The sequence below is a fragment of the Pedococcus bigeumensis genome (assembly GCF_006438965.1).
Classification (GTDB): Bacteria; Actinomycetota; Actinomycetes; order Actinomycetales; family Dermatophilaceae; genus Pedococcus; species Pedococcus bigeumensis_A.
On the sequence record NZ_RCZM01000002.1, the window covers coordinates 284,707 to 304,749 of the forward strand.

At 69.8% G+C, this 20,043-nt stretch carries 18 protein-coding genes; 14 read left to right on the forward strand and 4 right to left on the reverse strand.

Features of this window, described 5'->3' with window-relative positions; translation table 11 throughout:
• Window positions 1-6 precede the first annotated feature (6 nt).
• The 8 genes from EAH86_RS06220 to EAH86_RS06255 all read left to right on the forward strand — a co-directional run bounded on the left by EAH86_RS06220 (window position 7) and on the right by EAH86_RS06255 (window position 8,887).
• A complete protein-coding gene (locus EAH86_RS06220) occupies window positions 7-1,650 on the forward strand; it encodes an amidohydrolase (RefSeq protein WP_338325229.1) in 1,644 nt (547 codons plus the stop codon).
• Window positions 1,640-2,569: a Gfo/Idh/MocA family protein gene (locus EAH86_RS06225; RefSeq protein WP_161988579.1), complete on the forward strand. Its 930-nt coding sequence runs from the start codon at window positions 1,640-1,642 to the stop codon at window positions 2,567-2,569. Before EAH86_RS06220 ends, EAH86_RS06225 begins: the two co-directional genes overlap by 11 nt.
• A 66-nt stretch (window positions 2,570-2,635) precedes the next feature.
• Window positions 2,636-4,225, forward strand: coding sequence for a lysine 5,6-aminomutase subunit alpha (locus EAH86_RS06230; RefSeq protein ID WP_241668230.1), 1,590 nt, complete (start codon window positions 2,636-2,638; stop codon window positions 4,223-4,225).
• A complete protein-coding gene (locus EAH86_RS06235) occupies window positions 4,222-5,130 on the forward strand; it encodes an OAM dimerization domain-containing protein (protein WP_241668231.1) in 909 nt (302 codons plus the stop codon). The genes EAH86_RS06230 and EAH86_RS06235 overlap by 4 nt, the downstream gene beginning before the upstream one ends.
• Window positions 5,127-5,537 (forward strand): hotdog domain-containing protein, encoded by a 411-nt coding sequence (locus EAH86_RS06240; RefSeq protein WP_206665751.1) that lies wholly within the window; start codon window positions 5,127-5,129, stop codon window positions 5,535-5,537. Before EAH86_RS06235 ends, EAH86_RS06240 begins: the two co-directional genes overlap by 4 nt.
• A gap of 449 nt (window positions 5,538-5,986) precedes the next feature.
• A complete protein-coding gene (gene lnt, locus EAH86_RS06245) occupies window positions 5,987-7,627 on the forward strand; it encodes an apolipoprotein N-acyltransferase (RefSeq protein ID WP_241668232.1) in 1,641 nt (546 codons plus the stop codon).
• Entirely contained in the window at window positions 7,620-8,387 is a 768-nt protein-coding gene (locus EAH86_RS06250; protein ID WP_170212774.1) for a polyprenol monophosphomannose synthase, read from the forward strand. Before lnt ends, EAH86_RS06250 begins: the two co-directional genes overlap by 8 nt.
• Complete coding sequence (locus EAH86_RS06255) at window positions 8,372-8,887, forward strand: FxsA family protein (RefSeq protein WP_140737781.1); 516 nt, start codon at window positions 8,372-8,374, stop codon at window positions 8,885-8,887. Before EAH86_RS06250 ends, EAH86_RS06255 begins: the two co-directional genes overlap by 16 nt.
• An 80-nt stretch (window positions 8,888-8,967) precedes the next feature.
• Here EAH86_RS06255 and EAH86_RS06260 read toward each other — a convergent pair whose 3' ends face one another.
• From EAH86_RS06260 to EAH86_RS06275, 4 genes are all read right to left on the reverse strand, one after another.
• The gene (locus tag EAH86_RS06260; RefSeq protein ID WP_140737783.1) at window positions 8,968-9,327 is read right to left on the reverse strand and encodes an RNA polymerase-binding protein RbpA; all 360 of its coding nucleotides are present in this window, start codon (window positions 9,325-9,327) and stop codon (window positions 8,968-8,970) included.
• 141 nt (window positions 9,328-9,468) lie between these two features.
• Window positions 9,469-11,031 (reverse strand): MFS transporter, encoded by a 1,563-nt coding sequence (locus EAH86_RS06265; RefSeq protein ID WP_140737785.1) that lies wholly within the window; start codon window positions 11,029-11,031, stop codon window positions 9,469-9,471.
• Window positions 11,032-11,121: 90 nt separating this feature from the next.
• The gene (locus EAH86_RS06270) at window positions 11,122-12,315 is read right to left on the reverse strand and encodes a M15 family metallopeptidase (protein WP_241668233.1); all 1,194 of its coding nucleotides are present in this window, start codon (window positions 12,313-12,315) and stop codon (window positions 11,122-11,124) included.
• A gap of 276 nt (window positions 12,316-12,591) precedes the next feature.
• On the reverse strand, window positions 12,592-13,110 hold the full coding sequence (locus EAH86_RS06275) for a GNAT family N-acetyltransferase (RefSeq protein WP_140737787.1): 519 nt from the start codon (window positions 13,108-13,110) through the stop codon (window positions 12,592-12,594).
• Window positions 13,111-13,264: 154 nt separating this feature from the next.
• Between EAH86_RS06275 and EAH86_RS06280 the strand changes: the two genes are divergently transcribed.
• From EAH86_RS06280 to EAH86_RS06305, 6 genes are all read left to right on the forward strand, one after another.
• Entirely contained in the window at window positions 13,265-14,923 is a 1,659-nt protein-coding gene (locus tag EAH86_RS06280) for an HAD family acid phosphatase (protein ID WP_140737789.1), read from the forward strand.
• Between the two features lie 91 nt (window positions 14,924-15,014).
• Complete coding sequence (gene cax / locus EAH86_RS06285; RefSeq protein ID WP_140737791.1) at window positions 15,015-16,142, forward strand: calcium/proton exchanger; 1,128 nt, start codon at window positions 15,015-15,017, stop codon at window positions 16,140-16,142.
• A gap of 147 nt (window positions 16,143-16,289) precedes the next feature.
• Entirely contained in the window at window positions 16,290-16,631 is a 342-nt protein-coding gene (locus EAH86_RS06290) for a single-stranded DNA-binding protein (RefSeq protein WP_140737793.1), read from the forward strand.
• Window positions 16,632-16,727: 96 nt separating this feature from the next.
• Complete coding sequence (locus EAH86_RS06295; RefSeq protein WP_140737795.1) at window positions 16,728-17,177, forward strand: helix-turn-helix transcriptional regulator; 450 nt, start codon at window positions 16,728-16,730, stop codon at window positions 17,175-17,177.
• Window positions 17,178-17,182: 5 nt separating this feature from the next.
• Window positions 17,183-17,590, forward strand: coding sequence for a VOC family protein (locus tag EAH86_RS06300; protein ID WP_140737798.1), 408 nt, complete (start codon window positions 17,183-17,185; stop codon window positions 17,588-17,590).
• Between the two features lie 63 nt (window positions 17,591-17,653).
• Window positions 17,654-20,041 carry an ATP-binding cassette domain-containing protein gene (locus EAH86_RS06305; RefSeq protein WP_140737801.1) on the forward strand — a complete coding sequence of 796 codons (2,388 nt, stop codon included), beginning with the start codon at window positions 17,654-17,656 and terminating at the stop codon, window positions 20,039-20,041.
• Window positions 20,042-20,043 lie beyond the last annotated feature (2 nt).

Sequence of the window (20,043 nt, forward strand, 5' to 3'; positions counted from 1 at the left end):
CTGGACGTGACCACCCTCTACCGCGGCGGCTTCGTGTACACCCCCATCGACCCGTTCGCCAACGCGATGGTGGTCGACGACGCGACCGGCACCATCGCCTGGATCGGTGGCGACGACGCGGCGGCGGTGCATGTGGACGCTGTCGACGAGGTCGTCGAGCTCGGCGGAGCCCTGGTGACGCCGGCCTTCGTGGACGCGCACGCCCACACGTCACAGACCGGGGCGGGCCTGCGGGGCGTCGACCTCGGCGCCACCCAGTCGGTGGTCCAGGCACTCAGCCGCATCGAGGACGCAGCCCGCAAGAACCAGGGTCGCCCCGTCTACGCCCCCAACTGGGACCAGGGTGGCTGGGCCGAGCGCAGGGCGCACACGGGCTCCGAGCTGGACCGCGCGACCTATGGCGGCGTGGTCTACTCGCCCCGCGTCGACGGCCACTCAGCCGTGATCTCGTCGGCCCTCGCCGCAGCCAGCGGAGCCCGTGACCTGCCCGGCTGGGAGGGCGACGGCCTGGTCACCAAGGACGCGCACCACGCGGCGCGCGAGGCCTTCAACGGCGCGGTGACGCCGGCACAGCGGCAGGCCGACATCGACCTCGCGCTGCGGTCCGCCGCCGCCGCCGGGATAGGGCTGGTCCAGGAGAACGGCGGGCGCACCCTGTCAGGGACCGACGACTTCGCCGAGGTGCTGGCTGCGGGGGAGCGCGGCGACGGTCCGCAGACGATCGGCTACTGGGCCCAGCTCGTGGCCGACGAGGCCGAGGCTCGCGACGTCGCCACCCTGCGTGGCGCGCGCGGCCTGGCCGGCGACCTCAACATCGACGGCTCGATCGGCTCCCGCACCGCCCATCTGCGCGCCGACTACGCAGATGCGTCCGGTCACACTGGCAACGCGTACCTCACCGTCGAGCAGGTGCGCGACCACGTCGCTGCCTGCTCGCTGGCCGGAGTCCAGGCGGGGTTCCACGTGATCGGCGACGCGGGCGTGGACACAGCCATTGCAGGGTTCGAGGCGGCGGCTGGCCTTGTCGGAGCCCCCGTCGTGACCCGGACCCGGCACCGGCTCGAACACCTCGAGATGATCTCCGCTGAAGGCATCGAGCGCCTCGTCAAGCTCGGTGTGAGTGCCAGCGTCCAGCCCGCCTTCGACGCCTTCTGGGGCGGCGACCAGGGCATGTATGCCGCACGGCTGGGTGCCGACCGCGTGCACGGTCGGGCTGGTGGCGACTCCGGTCCGATGAACCCGTTCGCGTCGATGATGGCGGCGGGGATGATCGTGGCGCTCGGGTCGGACTCGCCGGTGACACCGTTCGCCCCGTGGGAGTCGGTGCGTGCTTGCGTCAACCACCACGACGCCGACCAGCGCGTCTCGGCGAGGTCCGCGTTCCTCGCCCACACCCGGGGCGGGTGGCGCGCGGCCGGGTTCGACGACCGCGGCTACCTCGACTTCGGGCTGCCCGCGACGTTCGCCGTGTGGGAGGTGGGCGACCTCGTGGTGCAGGCGCCCGACGACCGGATCCAGACCTGGTCCACCGATCCGCGCTCGGGCACGCCCGGCCTGCCGGACCTGTCGCCGGGTACGCCCACGCCCACCTGCCAGCGAACCGTCGTCCGCGGGCGGACCGTCTTCGACTCTGGTGCCCTTGACTCCTGACCCGCACCACGACCGGGCAGACACCCTGCGCATTGGTCTCGTGGGCGCAGGGGCCATTGCCGAGCCGCACGTGCGGGCCTGGCAGATCCTGGGGGCCGACGTCACCGTCCACTCCCGTCGCCCACCGACCGAGTTCGCCGAACGGCACGGGATCCGGGTGGCTCGTTCGCTGCGGGCCCTCGTGGCCGAGTGCGACATCGTCGACGTGTGCTCACCGACGCCGACCCACGCCGAGGTCGTCCGGGTGGCCCTGGCGAGCCGCCGTCAGGTCGTCTGCGAGAAGCCCCTGGCCCGGACCGCCGTGGCAGCGCAGGCCCTCGTCGACGAAGCGGCTGCAGCCGGCGTGCTGCTCTTCGCCGCCCACGTCGTCCGCTACTTCCCGGCATACGAGGAACTGCATCGGCGACTGAAGGCCGGAGAGGTGGGGGAGGTCAGCTCCGCTGCGTTCACCCGTCGGGTGGCGGCACCGCCGGACGACAGCTGGTTCCACGACCTCGGCCAGTCCGGCGGCGTGGTGCTCGACCTGATGTTGCACGACCTCGACCAGGCGCTGTGGCAGTTCGGCCCGGTTCGCACGCTGACCGCTGAGCGGATCGGCCCGGGGGATCGGAGGGTCCGGGCCACCTTGTCCCACGAGGCTGGGGTCACCACCACCGTCGAGGCGCAGTGGGGGCCACCCGACACGGCCTTCGCCACGAGCTACGCCGTGCATGGTTCGAGGGGTGCCGTGACGTGGGACTCCCGCGCGGTGGACGCCGACGGTCCGGTCAGCCGCGATGTCGAGAGTCCCTACCTGGTCCAGCTGCGGAACGTCCTCGACCACCTGCGGACCGGTCGCCCGACCCGGGTAAGTCCGGACGACGGCGTCGCGGCCGTCGCGCTGGCCGAGCGCGTCCTCGCCGCCCTGGGCACACCGTGACGGCAGGATTTGCGGTGAAGAGCCAGGCTGGCGGGAAATCCTCTCTCGCGCTGCTAGATTTGCCGCGTGTCTTCGCGTGTGAAACCTCTCCTCGACCTCGACCCGGCTGACGTTCGCCGGGCCCGCACCCTGGCTCGCAAGGCCGGCCGACCCGTGGTCAAGCTGGCCCAGAGCCACACGACCGTCAGCGTCGAGCGCGCCACCCTGCGCCTCGCCGGCCTGGGGGGCGCCGACCACGACCGGGTCCCGTGGGTGAACCACCTCGTGGACGCGGTCCGCGCCGAGGTCGGGTTGGAGCACGGCATCACCAGCCCTGTCTACGACGCGCTGCGCAGGGGAGAGGCGCCCGACCTGCTGACCCTGGCGCAGAAGGCCGCCAGCGGGTCGGTCCAGTTCCGGCTGCCCGAGGGCAAGGACGCCACCGCGGCAGCCAAGGACGCGCGCCGAGAGGTGAGCCGCGGCATACGGACGATCGACAAGCAGCGCGCCAACCGCGACCGCCTGATCAAGCGGCACGGCGACCCCAAGCAGCGCCCCTGGATCTACCTCATCGTCGCCACCGGCGACATCTACGAGGACATCCCGCAGGCCCAGAACGCCGCCCGCGAGGGCGCCGACATCATCGCCGTGATCCGCTCCACCGGGCAGTCGCTGCTCGACTACGTGCCCGAGGGTGCCACCCGTGAGGGGTATGCCGGCACGTACGCCACCCAGGAGAACTTCCGCCTCATGCGTGCGGCCCTGGACGAGACGTCCAAGGAGCTCGGTCGCTACATCCGACTGACCAACTACGCGTCCGGGCTCTGCATGCCGGAGATCGCGACGCTGGCCGGGCTCGAGCGGCTCGACATGATGCTCAACGACTCGATGTACGGGATCCTGTTCCGCGACATCAACCCGATCCGCACCTTCGTCGACCAGCGGTTCAGCCGCCAGATCCACGCCCGCGCCGGGATCATCATCAACACCGGCGAGGACAACTACCTCACCACCGCCGACGCCGTCGAAGCCGCCCACACGGTCACCGTGAGCCAGCTGCTCAACGAGTACTTCGCCAAGGAGGCCGGGCTCGAGGACTGGCAGCTCGGACTGGGGCACGCCTTCGAGATCGTCCCGGAGATCCCCGACTCGTTCCGGATGGAGCTGGCCCACGCCCTGCTGGCCCGGCAGCTGTTCCCCGAGGCGCCGCTCAAGTGGATGCCGCCGACCAAGCACATGACCGGCGACGTGTTCCGCGGCTACCTGCTCGACGGGTTCTTCAACCTGGTCGGTGCCATGACGGGCCAGGGGATCCTGCTCGTCGGCATGATGACCGAGGCGGTCGTCACGCCGTTCCTGTCCGACCGCGACCTGGCCCTGCAGAACGTCCGCTACGTGCTCAACGCGGCCGGTGGCCTGACCGAGGACTTCCACCCGCCGCGTGACGGGTTCATCCAGACGCGGGCCAGGCACGTCCTCGGCGAGGCGATCGACCTGCTCACCAAGATCACCGAGGAGCCCGGTAAGGCGCCCCTGCTCGAAGCCATCGGTGACGGCACCTTCGGGCTGATGAAGCGTCCCGCCAACGCCGGCAAGGGCCTGGACGGGGTGGTCGTCCGGGCCGACGGCTACGACAACCCCGCCACCACGCTGCTCGAGACGGGGGAGACCCGATGACCCAGTCACGCGCAGGACAGGACCCCCGCACCACCGACCGGGCGATGCCGCTCGACCCGATGCCCGCCAAGCGCACGGCAAAGAGCGCGACCAAGAATGCGGCGAGAGGTGCCAAGGGCGGCACCAAGGGTGCCGCACCCTCGAAGAAGATCCCGGACATCGTCCGGCCCTACGGCGACACCACCGGCGACGGCATGGTGCAGGTCTCGTTCACCCTGCCCATCCCGCACGACAAACGGGCCGAAGGGGCTGCCCTCCAGCTGGCCAAGAAGATGGGGCTCGAGCCGGCACTCCTGGTCCACGCCAAGCCGATGGGTCCCGACTTCACCTTCTTCGTCGTCTACGGCAGCGCCACCCACCTCGTCGACCTACGTGACGTCGTCGTCGTCGAGCGCGAGTTCCCGCTGCTCAGCCCGACCGAGGTCAACAAGGCGGTCAAGTCCCGGATGCGCCGCAAGCTCGTCGTCGTCGGGGCCTGCATCGGCACCGACGCCCACACGGTCGGCATCGACGCGATCCTCAACATCAAGGGGTTCGCGGGGGAGAAGGGGCTGGAGTACTACCGCGAGATCAAGGTGGTGAACCTCGGCGCCCAGGTCCTCGTGCCCGAGCTCGTCGCCCGCGCTCGGGCCGAGAAGGCCGACGCCGTCATGGTCAGCCAGGTCGTCACCCAGCGTGACGCCCACATCCACAACACCACGACGATGAGCGCCGCCTTCCGCGAGGCCTACCCAGCCGGTCAGGTGCCGCTGCTCGTCGTCGGCGGTCCGCGGTTCGAGGAGGGCTCGGCCCCCAAGCTGGGGGTCGACCGGATCTTCGGCCGCGGCACCACCCCGGGCGAGGTCGCCAGCTACCTCGTCCACGCCCTCGCCACCGCGCCTGCCCGCACGAAGGAGAAGTCATGACCGACAGCACCGAGGCCATGGTGGGGCTCACCGTCACGCACCGTCGGTACGTCCCCTACAGCCACGCCCACTACGCCGGGAACCTCGTCGACGGCGCCTACTCGCTGGCGGCGTTCGGGGACGTGGCCACCGAGATGTGCATCCGCACCGATGGCGACGAGGGGCTGTTCGCGTCGTACTCCGACGTCCAGTTCAAGGCGCCGGTGCGAGCCGGCGACATCATCGAGATCGAGGCTCGGCTGGTCCGGGCCGGCACCCGCAGCCGCGAGATGGAGTTCGAGGTGAGGGTGGTCGGCCGGGGCGCTCCCGCACGAGGCGAGTCCGCGGCCGACCTGCTCGACCCGCCTGTCGTGGCTACGACAGCCCGCGGAGTCGTCGTGGTTCCGCCACCGGCGCCCACCGCCTGAGCGGCGCCGTGCCCGGCGACGCACCAGCACGTGCGTCGCTCCACCGGCGTGTCGCGCGCGACACGCCGACCGTTCGGCGATTGGCTGCACTTTCCTTGCAGCACAACGGTTTTGGCTCACGCACGGAACCTGCGCAAACGCTGTCTCATGCCCATGAACCCCGGGTTGACAGCCGCCGTCTCGGGGGTAAGTTTGCCCACGGTTGTTCATCGAGGAACCGTCGACCAGGGGGAAGCCAGACCGGAGAAGTACGCATTGCCCGGTGGCTAGCGCGCGCAGCCACCGCCCGCCAGCAGTGACGTATGACCCGAACTGGTGCCCCGCTCAAGGCGGTGGTGGACGCGGCTCGGCCCGCGTGCTTAGTAGACAACAGCTGGAGGTCGGCACCCAGTCGGCCCCTTGCTGGTCCCAACGGCAGCGCGGGCCGTTCCGTGTCCTACCGTGGTCCCGTGCCGAAGCCGACTCTCACCCTGCGCGCAGGGGTGCGCCTCCTCGCCGCGGTGGCCTCCGGCCTCCTCACCGCCTACGCCTTCCCTGAGCACGACATCTGGTGGCTGGCCCCGGTCGGAGTGGGGCTGCTGTCCGCGGCGGCGCTCGGCGTCCGGTGGCGGCTGGCCCTCCTGCTCGGCCTCGGACACGGCCTCGGCTTCTTCCTCCCGACCCTGTCGTGGACCGGTGTCTATGTCGGCAACCTCCCGTGGGTGGCCCTGTGCACCCTCGAGGCGCTCTACATCGCGGCCATGTGCGCGGTCCTGTCGGTGGTTCAGCGCCCGTTGCTCGCTTCACGCCTTCGACCCCTCGCGTATGCCGCCGTCCCCCTGGCCTGGGTGCTGCAGGAGTGGGCGCGGGGCAGCACCCCGTTCGGCGGCTTCCCGTGGGCCCGCCTGGCCTTCAGCCAGGCCGACGGCCCGCTGGCGCCGTTCGCCCGGTACGGGGGAGCGCCCGGTGTCACCTTCGCGGTGGCCTGCCTCGGTGTCTTGCTGCACCTGGCGGCTCGCGAGCTCACCCACCGGGTCGGGCGGCCGCGCCGAGCCCAGGCCGCGGCATACCGGCCCTTGGCTGTCGCACTTGCCGTCCTCGCCGTGGCGCCCCTCGGGCTCGCCCTGGCCACGACGCCACCCACGGACGGACGGAAGGTGTCGGTGCTGTTCGTCCAGGGCAACGTGCCCAAGCCAGGGCTGGACTTCAACGCCGAGCGGCGCAAGGTACTGGACAACCACGTCCAGGGCACCCTCGGCGCGGTGGCCACCGGACACCCCGCCCCGAGCCTGGTCGTGTGGCCGGAGAACTCCTCGGACATCGACCCGTTCGAGAACCCCGACGCCGCCGCCGACATCCGCCTCGCCCTGGAGACCGTCAAGGCGCCCATCCTGGTCGGCGCGGTCCTCAACGGGCCGGCCCCCTACATCTCGAACGCGAGCCTGTTCTACCGCCCGGGCGAGCCGGATCCGCAGCGGTACATCAAGCAGCACCCGGTGCCGTTCGCCGAGTACATCCCCTACCGCAGCTTCTTCCGCAACTTCTCCGACAAGGTCGACCTGGTCACCCGCGACTTCACCAAGGGCGACAAGCCGGGCGGCTTCGAGGTGCCGGTGGCGGGGGAGCGGCCCTACTGGATCATCCCGACGATCTGCTTCGAGGTGGCCTACGACGGGCTGATGCGCGACTCCACCCTGCAGCCCGGCCGGGATGCGAGCATCCTCGCCGTGCAGACCAACAACGCGACGTTCGGGTACACCGCCGAGTCCGAGCAGCAGTTCGCGATCAGCCGGCTCCGCGCCATCGAGCACGGCCGCTCGGTCGTGCACGTCTCCACGGTGGGCGTGAGCGGCTTCATCAACCCCGACGGAACGTACGTCGACAAGACCACGTTGTTCACCGCAGCGGCCCGCTACGGGTCGCCGGTGGTGCGCACCGAGGTCACCGTGTCCGACCGCCTGGGTCCGCTGCCGGAGTATGCCGCGGGGCTGGCGTTCGTGGCACTCCTGGCACTTGGTCTGTGGCTTCGGCGTCGGACCGCTAGGGTCGAGCGCGCCACGGACGGACCCACCGCACCGGCTCAACCACGAAGGGATCGCGTCGTTGTCTGACCAGATCGAACGGGTGCTCGTGTGCATCCCGACCTACAACGAGCGCGAGAACCTGCCCCGCATCGTCGAGCGAGTGCGGGCTGCGGTGCCCTCCGCCGACGTCCTCGTGCTCGACGACAACTCACCCGACGGCACCGGCCAGATCGCCGACGAGCTGGTCGCGGCCGACCCCCAGGTGCACGTGCTGCACCGGCCAGGAAAACAGGGTCTCGGCAACGCCTACCTCGCGGGCTTCGCCTGGGCGCTGGAAGAGGGCTACGGCGCCATCGTCGAGATGGATGCCGACGGCTCGCACCAGCCGGAGCAGCTGCCTGCGCTGCTGGACGCCCTGCACGACGCGGACCTGGTCATCGGCGCACGGTGGGTGCGTGGTGGCAGCGTGGTCAACTGGCCGCTGCACCGCAAGGCGCTCAGCGTCGGCGCCAACATCTACACCCGGGCCCTGCTCGGTATGCCGGTGCACGACGCCACCGCGGGCTACCGCGTCTACCGGGCCAGTGCCCTGCGGACCATCGGGCTCGACCACGTCGCGTCACAGGGCTACTGCTTCCAGGTGGATCTCACCCAGCGGGCCGTCCGGCTCGGGCTGCGCGTCGTCGAGGTCCCGATCACGTTCGTCGAGCGGGAGATCGGCGACTCCAAGATGAGCGGCGACATCATGCGCGAGTCGCTCCAGAAGATCACTGCCTGGGGCCTGTCGCACCGCGCCGACCAGGTGCGACGGCTGGGCAGCAGGGAGCCCACGTGGCACCGACTGTAGGACGCACGCCCTTTGCCCGGCGACGCAGGCCCCGCTGGCTGGCCGTCGTCTTCGTGCTGCTGCTCGTCGTCCCGGTCCTGGAGATCGCCACGATCATCGCGGTCGGCAAGGTCATCGGCGGCTGGCAGACCCTCGCCCTGCTGCTGGTCGAGTCGGCCCTCGGCGCGTGGCTGGTCCGGCGCGAAGGGGCTCGCGCCTGGAAGGCGCTCACGAAGGCCCTCAACACCGGCCAGATGCCCAGCCATCAGCTCGCGGACGCGGCCCTGGTGCTCGTGGGTGGCACCCTGCTGCTGGCCCCCGGGTTCCTCACCGACATCGTGGGTTTCTTCTTCATCCTGCCCTTCACGCGCCCGATCGCCCGGACCGTGCTGGAGGCCGTGGTGGCCAAGCGGCTGCTCGGTGGGGTCTTCGGCGGTAGTCGTGGGCAGGGGCCGGACGGTTCAGGCCGTGGCGGACCTCCGCCCTCTGGACCAGACGTCATCGAGGGCGAGGTCCTCTAGCCGCGACCACCCGGCATACCGGCATGACGAAGGCCGCGTCCCGATCGGGACGCGGCCTTCGTGGTGTCTGGTGCTACGGCTCAGGCGGTGCGCTTGCGCCGCGGCTTCTCGCCGCGGGACTCGCGCAGGAGCACGAGACGCTCCTCGAGGAGCTCCTCGAGCTCGGGGATGGAACGACGCTCGAGCAGCATGTCCCAGTGGGTGCGGACGTGCTTCACCTGCTTGACCTCGGGCTCGGGGCCGTCGACGAGACGGGCCTCCTCGCCGCAACGGCATTCCCAGGTCGACGGGATCTCGGCTTCGATCGAAAAGGGCAGCTCGGTCCGGTGGCCCAGGGGGCACACGTAGGACGTGATCTGTCGCTCGCTCGGGATGACGTGGTCGTCGGTCTCGAGACTGTGCGACACCATTCGGCTGCCCCGGAGGGTGCGCTCTGCCATGACGGGGTTCTCCCAACGTTCTTGGTACCCTGCCCGCTCGGGTGGGGGCTCGGGGATTCATACGGCACAACGCCGTGGACCCGTGCAATGTTCCGACGTTCCGGCCGTCCGTTTCGTTGGCAGTTGTGATGCAACTCACAGTCACACGACGGCGGGCACCTCGTTGCCGGCATCGATGATCCCTTGACGGACGTCGACCTTGCGCAGCAGCACGTAGCCCAGGACGAAGAAGATGATCAGCGCGACGATGGCGGGGCGGTAGGAGTCGGTCAGCTGGTGGACCAGGCCGAACAGCAGCGTGCCGAACCACGACGTCCCGCGCTCCATGGCCTGGTAGAACGCGAAGAACTCGGCTTCGCGGCTCTTGGGGACGAGCTGGCTGAACAGCGACCGGCTCAGCGCCTGGCTGCCGCCCAGCACGATGCCGATCAGCACGCCGAGGGCGATGAACGGGATGAACGCCTTCTCCGGGACGAAGAACGCCGCGATGACGATGGCCGACCAGGCGACGAGGGAGCCGAGGATCGTGCGCCACGCGCCGAAGCTGCGGGCGAGCCGGCCGAACAGCAACGCGCCGCCGAAGGCCACGAACTGGACGAGCAGGATCAGCGCGATGAGCTGCTCCTGCGCGAACTTGAGCTCCTCGGCGCCGTAGAGGCTGCTCGAAGAGATGACCGTCTGGATGCCGTCGTTGAAGAACAGGTAGGCGAGCAGGAACATCAGGGTGTGCGGGTAGGTCCGCAGGTCGCGGAAGGTGTGCCCGAGCTGCGCGTAGCTGCCGCGGACGACCCCGGCGGACGGCTGGTCGGAACGGGCGATCTCGCCGCCGCGGAGGTTCCAGAGGCCACGGACGGGGATGAGCGTGAACAGCCCCCACCACACGCCCGCCGACAGCATGCTGATCCGCACCGCCATGCCCTTGTCGACCCCGATGAGGTCGGGCTTGGACACGATCACCAGGTTGATCGCCAGCAGCAGCCCACCGCCGAGGTAGCCCAGCGCCCAGCCGCGCGACGAGACCGCGTCGCGGTCGTCGGGGGAGGCGATCCGGCACAGGATGGCGTCGTAGACGACGAGAGAGGACCCGAGCGCGATCGTCGCAAGGATCATCATCAGCGAGCCGAAACGCCAGTTGCTCCCGTGCAGGAAGAACAGGAGCGACGCCGCGACCGCGCCGGCCCAGGCGAAGCCGCCGAGCAGCCTGGCCGGGCGCGGGGTGCGGTCGGCGATGGCGCCGACGAACACCAGCAGGACTGCCGAGATGATGGTCGCCAGGGTGACGGTGTAGGACGCGACCGACCCCGGGTCGAGCGGAGCCGTCAGGACGAGCGCGAGGCCGCCCACGGCCGCGACGCCGAGCGGGATGACCGTCGGTAGCAGGGCCGGCTTGTTGCGGACCATCTGGACCACGGTGAACACCAGTGCGGCCAGACCGAGGAGCGTCAGCACCAGGGCGAGCTGCCAGACCCCGCTCGGCAGGTCGGCTGCAGCCGGGACGACGTGCAGGTCGACGTGACAGCTCGCGTCATCGTCGAGTCCGGGGCAGGCCGCCTCCTTCGCGACCGTGGTGAGGTAGGGCGCGAACAGCACCGTGCCGACCGTCGTGACGAAGGCGGAGTTGGCCCAGTCGTACCAGTACCAGGGCCGCTTGTACCGCTCGTGCTCGGCCCACGTCGACTGTGACGCAGCCGCCTCAGTTGTCATGCGTGAAGGGTGGCACAACGCGTCGCGTCACAGATGGGTATTCCTACCCAAACCGCGTGGCGAGTCGGCACGCCGTTGAAGGGCCGGTGACTAGCCGGCGAACTCCCAGTGCCACGGCTCGGGCAGTGAACCGGTGGGCTCGGCCCAGTCCGGGTGGAACCACCCGTAGAGCGGCGCGTTCTGCTTCATCCACAGGTGCGCGGGGGTGCCGAAGCTGTTGATGCCGCCGCAGAGGTCGACGGCGCGGCCCATGCCGTGCTCGCTGCGGCCGGGAGTGGCCGCCCACTTGCCCTTGACGGCCTTGACCGCGATCTGCTCGGCGTAGGACCGGTAGGAGTCGGTGACGCAGATGGGGGAGCCGGTGTCCTTCTGGTAGGCGATGCTCATCGCGTTGAACGCGGCGGCGGCCCCGGGGCGCAGGCTCTGCCCAGCCGCACCGAACAGCGGGCACAGCCCGGCCACCGGGATCTTGCCGTTGGCGTACTCGGTCTCGTTGGTGCTGCAGGGCTTGACCGACCCGTCGGCGAGGACGCCGGGCACGACGAGTGCGGCGCGCAGTCGCTTGGACGCCTCCATCGCGGCCGCGTCGCCGCTGCCCAGGAGCAGCCCGGCGACCGGACCGGCTTTGGCGACCTGAGTGGCGTGCAGCCGGCGGGTGGCGTCGAGCTGGGCCTTCTGCTCCTGGACGACGACGTCGAGCTTCTTCTTGGCCTCGGCAGCCTGGGTCGCTGCCTCGGTGGCCCTGGTGCTGGCCTCCACGGCCTTGATCGCGATGGTCCGTTGGAGCTGGGTCTGGTTCTGCACCCGCTCGATCTGACCGGTCCGCTGGTCGGTCAGGTAGGACAGCTGCGCCGCGGTGTCACTGGCTTCGCTGGCGGACTTGGCGAGGGTGTCCAGGAGGGTTCCCATGTCGCTGATGGCGCCGCCGGTGCCGGCATAGGCGAGGTAGGCCCATTGACCGAGGGCGCGCCGGTCCTCTCCGAGCCGGGTGCTCAGCTGCTGGTAGAGCTGGACGTTGCGGTTGGCCTCCTCGCGGGCCGTCCGCTCGGCGTCGCGGGCCGCGGCGTACTCCTGGAGCAGCGCATTGGCCTGCAGCGCGAGACGGTCAAGCTTGGTCGCCGCAGCGGCGATGCCGGCGTTCGACGCGGTGAGGTCGCGGGTGAGGGCGTCGGCCTGGGCGATCTGGGCTGAAAGCTCAGCCGGGCTGAGTGTCTCCTCGCCGCCGGCTCCGGGCGTCGCGGTCGCACCAGCCGTGATCGTGCCGCTGCCGGCGCCGGTCGTCACGGAACCCGGTGTCGACGGGCCCGTGGTCGACCCACCCGCTGGGCTGGTGGGTGGCGCGGAGGCCCTGACGGACGTGGACGGTGTGACGGAAGTGGACGCAGTGGTGGATGGGGTCGTGGTGGCGGCGTGTGCCGGTGCCCACCCTGCCAGCATCGCGACGGTCACAGCTCCCGCGGCCACGCCGGCTCGTCCCGCGAGCCCAAGCACGATCAGCCAACTCCCTCTTCTGCCGCCCCCCTCGGGCAGCTATGCACTCCTCAACGCACCATAGCCGCGTCAGGTCACGTTTTCGCTCGTCCTTTCGTCGGAGATGTCCTTGGTCATCAGGCTGACCCGATGGCCTGGCTCGCCGAGCTGGGCGACCTCGAGATAGCCCCTGCCGCGGTGGAAGTCCAGCGAGGGCTGGTTCGGAGGGTCGATGTTGACCTCGAGGGTGAGTCGCCCCTGACTCCGGGCGGCTTCCTCGACCACCTCGTACACCGCAGAGGCCAGGCCACGTCGGCGGAACCGGTCGCTGATGACGATGCGGTCGAGGTAGTGGAACCGGGTCCCGTAGCGCTCCCCGAACCAGCGGTAGTTCGCCGAGCCGTAGTCCGTGCCAGGACCGAAGACGAGGACGAAGCCAGCCGTCTGTCCGTCGCTCACGATCACGTCTGCACGGGTGGCCCAGCGGCGCAGGTCGGCGAGCTCCGACGCTTCGAGGGGTGACAACAGCTCGACATGGTCGGCGTTCAGCTTCAGGACATCGGGGATGTCGCTGTCGACCATCGGACGCAGCACTTGGATAGCCTCCATGGGCCGAGTCTGCCACCCATGACATTTGTCACTTCCGCCGAGCTCAGGGCCTACGTAGCCTCCGGCAGTCACCACAAGTGGCGGTCACCCGACGATGGCTCGCTGGGACACCAGCAGGTCGCCCTCACCACCCCAACTCCAGGAGCGTGCGTCCATGGCCCACCCCGTCCACAGCAGAAGGGGTGGCCCCTCGGCCGCCCACATCCGGCGGACGGCGGTGACGGCAGGCGCGGCAGTGCTGGCCCTCGCGGCCGCCGCCCTGACCGGCGCCGGCCCGGCCACCGCGCACGGCACCGACGGCCGGCTCGCGCCACGCACCCACTTCACGATGCAGGCCGACGGATCGAGCGGACTGACCGCCGGGGGAGAGGGCATCCCCAACATCGACTCGGTCAAGAAGACCATCTACTCGTACTACGGAGACCCCACCGGGACCGGCGCAGCCAACCCGACCAGCTCGCCCTACATCTCCGAGATGAGCTCCATCCTGGCTGCCCAGCGCCGCGCCCTGCCACGCCTGCTGGCCGACGCGAAGCGGCACCACCAGAAGCCGGCCATCGTCTTCGACGCGGACGACACGACGCTGTGGACCTACCAGATGGAGGTGGGGGACATGAAGTTCGTGTTCACCCCCGCCGCCCAGACTCCGTGGGTCGACGGCGAGCGCTTTCCGGCCACCCCGGGCATGGTCGACTTCGTCAACGACGCGCAGGCCATGGGCTTCACCGTCTTCGGCCTGACCGGGCGCAGCGACAGCCAGAAGGCGCACACCGTCAGCAACCTGGCCAAGGTCGGCTACACGGCGTTCCCCGCAGACCGGTTCTTCACCAAGTACAACTCCGGCACGACGCCGCCGAGCTACCTCACCTGCGTGGCCGCACCGTCCTGCAACACGGTCGAGTACAAGGCGGGCACGCGCAAGCACATCGAGCAGGACCTGGGCTACGACATCGTCCTCAACGTGGGCGACCAGTGGTCCGACCTCCAGGGCGGGTATGCCGACCGGTCGCTGAAGCTGCCGAACCCCACCTACTACCTCCCGTCGCCCAACCTGCCGGGTGTCAAGGAGCCGCGGCTCGCGCCGCGGACCCGTTTCACCATGAAGCCGGACGGGTCGAGCGGGCTGACCCAGAGCGGTGAGGGCATCCCCAACATCGACGTGGTGAAGAAGACCATCGCGGTCTACTACGGCGACACCGGCACGGGCACCTCCAACAAGGTGTCCTCGCCCTACATCTCCGAGATCACCAAGCTCATCGACCGGCGCAGCGGGCAGCTGCTGCAGCAGTGCCGCTCGGAGGCGAAGCACGGTGGCAACCCGGCCATCGTCCTCGACGCGGACGACACGACCTTGTGGACCTACGACATGGAGGTCGCGGCGATGCACTTCGTCTTCGACCCCACGGTCCAGGACCAGCAGTGGGTCCAGCCACAGCGCTTCCCGGCCACTCCGGGCATGGTGTCCTTCGCCAACGCCGCTGCCGACGCGGGCTGCACCCTGGTCGGGCTGACCGGTCGCAACACGACCCAGCGCAACGCCACCCTCGGCAACCTCGCCAAGGTCGGCTACACCGGGTTCAGCCCGGACAACTACTACACCAAGTGGACGTCCACCGAGCCCATCCCGTCCTACGCGACCTGTGTCCTGGCACCCCGGTGCACGACGATCGAGTACAAGTCGCAGACGCGGGCGCACGTCGAGGCCCAGGGTTTCGACATCATCGCCAACTTCGGCGACCAGTACAGCGACCTGATCGGCGGCTCTGCGGACCGCGCGATCAAGCTGCCCAACCCGACGTACTACCTGCCCTAGCCCCACCCCACCCCACCCCGAAGCGGCGCGGAGCTGACCTCCGCGCCGCTTCGGCGTGCCCCCGGCATACCTCGACGCAAGGATGTCCCACATGACCCCCGCGCCCCCGACCACGTCGGCCCAGCCCACGGCCCTGTTTGTGCGGTCCGACTACCTGATCCTGGGCGGTGGCGGGCTGGCCGTGGCGCTCGCCGCGCTGACCCACTTCGTCGGTGGGGGAGCGGTGCTGCCGTTCCTCTGCTCAGCGGTCGCGGTGACGCTGCTCGCCTCGCTCGTGGGGCGGTCCGTGGAGCAGCTCGGTGACCGGTTCGGACCGGGCGCCACGGGCGTGCTCCAGTCGGCGCTGGGCAACCTGCCCGAGCTGTTCATCGCGCTGTTCGCCCTGAAGGCCGGGCTGGTGGCGGTGGTGCAGGCCGCGCTGATCGGCTCGATCCTGGCCAACCTGCTGCTGGTGCTTGGGCTGGCCTTCCTCGTCGGCGGCCTGAAGCACGGCACCCAGCAGCTCAACTCCGAGCGCGCCCGCGGCATCATCGTCCTGATGGTGCTGTCGGTGGCGGCCATGGTCGTCCCGTCGCTGGCGCACTACGTGCACACGCCGGCGGCGGCGCACGAGAAGACGTTGTCGCTGATCGTGTCGGTGGTGCTGCTGGTGCTCTTCGCGCTGACCCTGCCGGCGTCGCTGCGCAAGGAGGCGCCTGCGGAGGGTGCGGGCGCGGAGGGTGCGGGCGCGGCGGACAAGATGGAGCACGAGGCTCCGCGGTGGCCGGTCTGGCTCGCCGTCGGCCTCCTGGCGCTGGCGGCGTTGCTGGCGGCGTTCGTGTCGGACTGGTTCGTCACGGCCCTGGAGCCGGCGATGAAGGCCCTGAGCATCTCCGACGCGTTCGCCGGGCTGGTGATCGTCGCCATCGCCGGCAACGCGATCGAGAACATCGTGGGCGTCCAGCTGGCAGCGCGGAACCAGTCCGAGTACGCGTTCTCGGTTGTCATCAACTCGCCCATCCAGATCGCCCTGGTGCTGGCTCCATTGCTCGTGGTCCTGTCCTCGGTGTTCGGGTTCGCGACGCTGACGCTGGTGTTCCCACCGATGCTCGTCGTGTCGGTCGTGATCGCGGTGATCCTCACGGCGTTCATCACCTTCGACGGTGAGTCCACCTGGATCGAGGGCGCGGCCCTCATCGCGGTGTATGCCGTGATCGCCACGTCGTTCTGGTGGGGCTGAGCTCCTCGTGGGGCCGAGCCCCTGGTGGAGCTGAGCGACACCGTTGCGGTTTGCCCCGGTCCACAGGGCGGATTGGCGGCTCCAGCCTGTCCACAGCGTCGGGGCAACCTCTGGAACAGCCCCGACGCGTCGGACACGGTTGAGGGCATGCAGACCGATGAGTGGGTGAACGAGGTGCGCCTCGTGGGCAAGGTCAGTGGGTCCGTGGACGAACGCGAGCTGCCGAGTGGTGACTTCGTCGCAGCCCTGCGGCTGGTGGTTCCCCGACAGCCTGGTGAGAGCCGAGGGTCGGCCACCGTGGACACCATCGACGTGGCGTGCTGGAGCGGACGCACCCGGCAGAGCGCGCGGCGACTGGCGGCCGGCGACCAGGTCGAGGTGGTGGGCGCGCTGCGGCGCCGGTTCTTCCGGGCCGGCGCGGCCACGGCGAGCCGCTACGAGGTGGAGGCAAGCAGACTGACCCGGGTTCGCCGCGCGCTCCAGCCGTAGGTGAGCGGGGGAGTAGGGAGGGGAGCGGGGAGACCGACACCCTCGATGCTGTCCGATGGCTGGGCAAGCCAGCCGGCCGCGTGACACGATCGTGGGGTGACCAGCAGTCCCGCCGCCGAGCAGCGCCTTCGCGATCTGGCGATCCTGCGCCGCGTCCGCGACCGGATCGACCGCGAGTACGCGCAGCCCCTGGACGTCGAGGCGCTGGCCCGCGGAGCCCACATGTCGGCAGGACACCTCAGCCGCGAGTTCAAGCTCGCCTACGGCGAGTCGCCGTACGGCTACGTCATGACGCGTCGGATCGAGCGCGCCATGGCGCTGCTGCGTCGCGGCGACCTGAGCGTCACCGAGGTCTGCTTCGAGGTGGGCTGCTCGTCGCTTGGCACCTTCAGCACGCGCTTCACCGAGCTGGTCGGTATGCCGCCCAGCGCCTACCGCCGGGAAATGCAGGAGCCCAAGCCGGAGATCCCTTCCTGCGTCTCCAAGCAGGTCACCAGACCGATCAGGAATCGAGAAGCACGCGCCAGTGCGGCGCAACTAGCCTGAGCCCCATGGACATCACCATTCACGCGAGCTTCCTGCCGCAGAACGACCCGGACGCCGCCCTGTCCTTCTACCGCGACACCCTGGGCTTCGAGGTACGGGGCGACGTCGGCTACAACGGGCTCCGCTGGATCACGGTCGGCCCCGCCGACCAGCCCGGCACCTCCATCGTCCTGCACCCGCCGGCCGTCGACCCCGGCATCACCGATGAGGAGCGTCGCACCATCGTCGAGATGATGGCCAAGGGCACCTATGCCACGATGCTCCTGGCCACAGCCAACTTGGACGAGACGTTCGAGCGGGTCGAGGCCAGCGGGGCCGAGGTCGTCCAGGAGCCGACCGACCAGCCCTACGGAGTTCGCGACTGCGCCGTCCGCGACCCCGCCGGCAACCTGCTTCGGATCCAACAGGGCTGAGCCCGAGCCGGCCCACCAGACCGCCGCTTGACTCTCGCCTCACGGATGGAGACCCGATCCAGCATGGCCACCCCGATGGACGCCCAGCCAACAGCGGCGCATGCAGCCGACAGCCACGACACGATCAGCGTGGTCGGTGCGCGCGAGAACAACCTCAAGGACATCAACGTCGAGATCCCCAAGCGTCGACTCACGGTGTTCACCGGGGTGTCCGGCTCGGGGAAGAGCTCGCTCGTGTTCGCCACGATCGCCGCGGAGTCGCAGCGGATGATCAACGAGACCTACAGCGCGTTCGTGCAGGGGTTCATGCCGAACCTCGCTCGGCCGGACGTCGACGTCCTCGAGGGGCTGACCACGGCGATCATCGTCGACCAGGAGCGGATGGGCGCCAACCCCCGGTCCACGGTCGGCACCGCCACCGACGCCAACGCCATGCTCCGGATCCTGTTCAGCCGCCTGGGCGCGCCCTACGTCGGGCCGCCGACGGCGTTCTCGTTCAATGTGCCGACACGCAAGGCGAGCGGGGTGATGAGCACCGAGAAGGCAGGCGGGCGGGTCGAGAAGGCCGTCGTCCGGGACGTGGTCTACCTCGGTGGCATGTGCGCCCGCTGCGAGGGCATGGGCGCGGTCAGCGACTTCGACCTCACCGCGTTGTACGACGAGACCAAGTCGCTGGCCGAGGGCGCCCTGACCGTGCCCGGCTACTCGATGGACGGCTGGTACGGCCGGCTGTTCGAGGGCATGGGCCTGCCGATGGACAAGCCGATCGCCTCGTTCACCAAGAAGCAGCTCGAGACGATGCTGTATGCCGAGCCGACCAAGATCAAGGTCGAGGGCATCAACCTGACCTTCGAGGGCGTCATCCCGAAGATCCAGAAGTCGATGCTGTCCAAGGACGTCGAGGCGATGCAGCCGCACGTGCGGCGCTTCGTCGAGCGCGCCATCACGTTCCAGGCCTGCCCGGAGTGTGACGGCACCCGGCTGAGCAAGGAAGCCCGCTCCTCGAAGATCCAGGGCAAGAACATCGCCGACCTGTGCGAGATGCAGATCAGCGACCTGGCCGAGTGGGTCCGCGGGCTCGACGAGCCGTCGGTGGCCCCGCTGCTGAAGGGTTTGCAGCACCTGCTCGACTCGTTCGCCGAGATCGGGTTGGGCTACCTGTCCCTGGACCGGCCGGCGGGCACGCTGTCCGGGGGAGAGGCCCAGCGCACCAAGATGATTCGTCACCTCGGGTCGTCACTGACCGACGTCACCTACGTCTTCGACGAGCCCACGATCGGACTGCACCCCCACGACATCGAACGGATGAACGAGCTGCTCCTGCAGCTGCGCGACAAGGGCAACACCGTGCTCGTCGTCGAGCACAAGCCTGAGACCATCGCGATCGGCGACCACGTCGTCGACCTCGGTCCGGGAGCCGGCACCGACGGCGGACGCGTCTGCTTCGAGGGCAGCGTCGAGGGGCTACGGGCGAGCGACACCATCACCGGCCACCACCTCGACTACCGAGCCACCGTCAAGGACTCGGTGCGGACCTCCACCGGAACGCTCGAGGTCAGGGGCGCGTCGACGCACAACCTCCGGGGCGTGGACGTGGACGTCCCGCTCGGCGTCCTCTGCGTCGTCACGGGCGTCGCGGGTTCGGGCAAGAGCTCACTGATCCACGGTTCCGTCGCCGGTCGGGACGGCGTCGTGGTCGTGGACCAGGCCGCGATCAAGGGTTCGCGGCGCAGCAACCCGGCGACCTACACGGGTCTCCTGGAGCCGATCCGCAAGGCCTTCGCGAAGGCCAACGACGTGAAGCCAGCTCTGTTCAGCTCGAACTCCGAAGGTGCCTGTCCCACCTGCAACGGCGCGGGTGTCATCTTCACCGAGCTGGGCGTCATGGCCACCGTCGAGTCCACCTGCGAGGAGTGCGAGGGCAGGCGGTTCCAGGCCTCCGTGCTCGAGTACACCCTGGGTGGTCGCAACATCGCGGAGGTGCTGGCGATGTCGATGACCGAGGCCGAGGCATTCTTCGGCGACGGTGCGGCGAAGACGCCGGCCGCGCACAAGATCCTGGAGCGGATCGTCGATGTGGGGCTGGGATACCTCACGCTCGGCCAGCCCCTGACCACCCTGTCCGGCGGCGAGCGTCAGCGGGTCAAGCTGGCCACCCAGATGGCCGAGAAGGGCGACGTCTATGTTCTCGACGAGCCGACGACCGGCCTGCACCTCGCCGACGTCGCGAACCTGCTCGGGCTGCTCGACCGGCTGGTCGACTCCGGCAAGTCCGTCATCGTGATCGAGCACCACCAGGCGGTCATGGCGCATGCCGACTGGATCATCGACCTGGGCCCGGGAGCCGGACACGACGGCGGCACGATCGTCTTCGAGGGCACCGCCGCTGACCTCGTCGCAGACCGGTCCACCCTCACCGGCGAGCACCTCGCGGCCTACGTCGGCGCCTGACC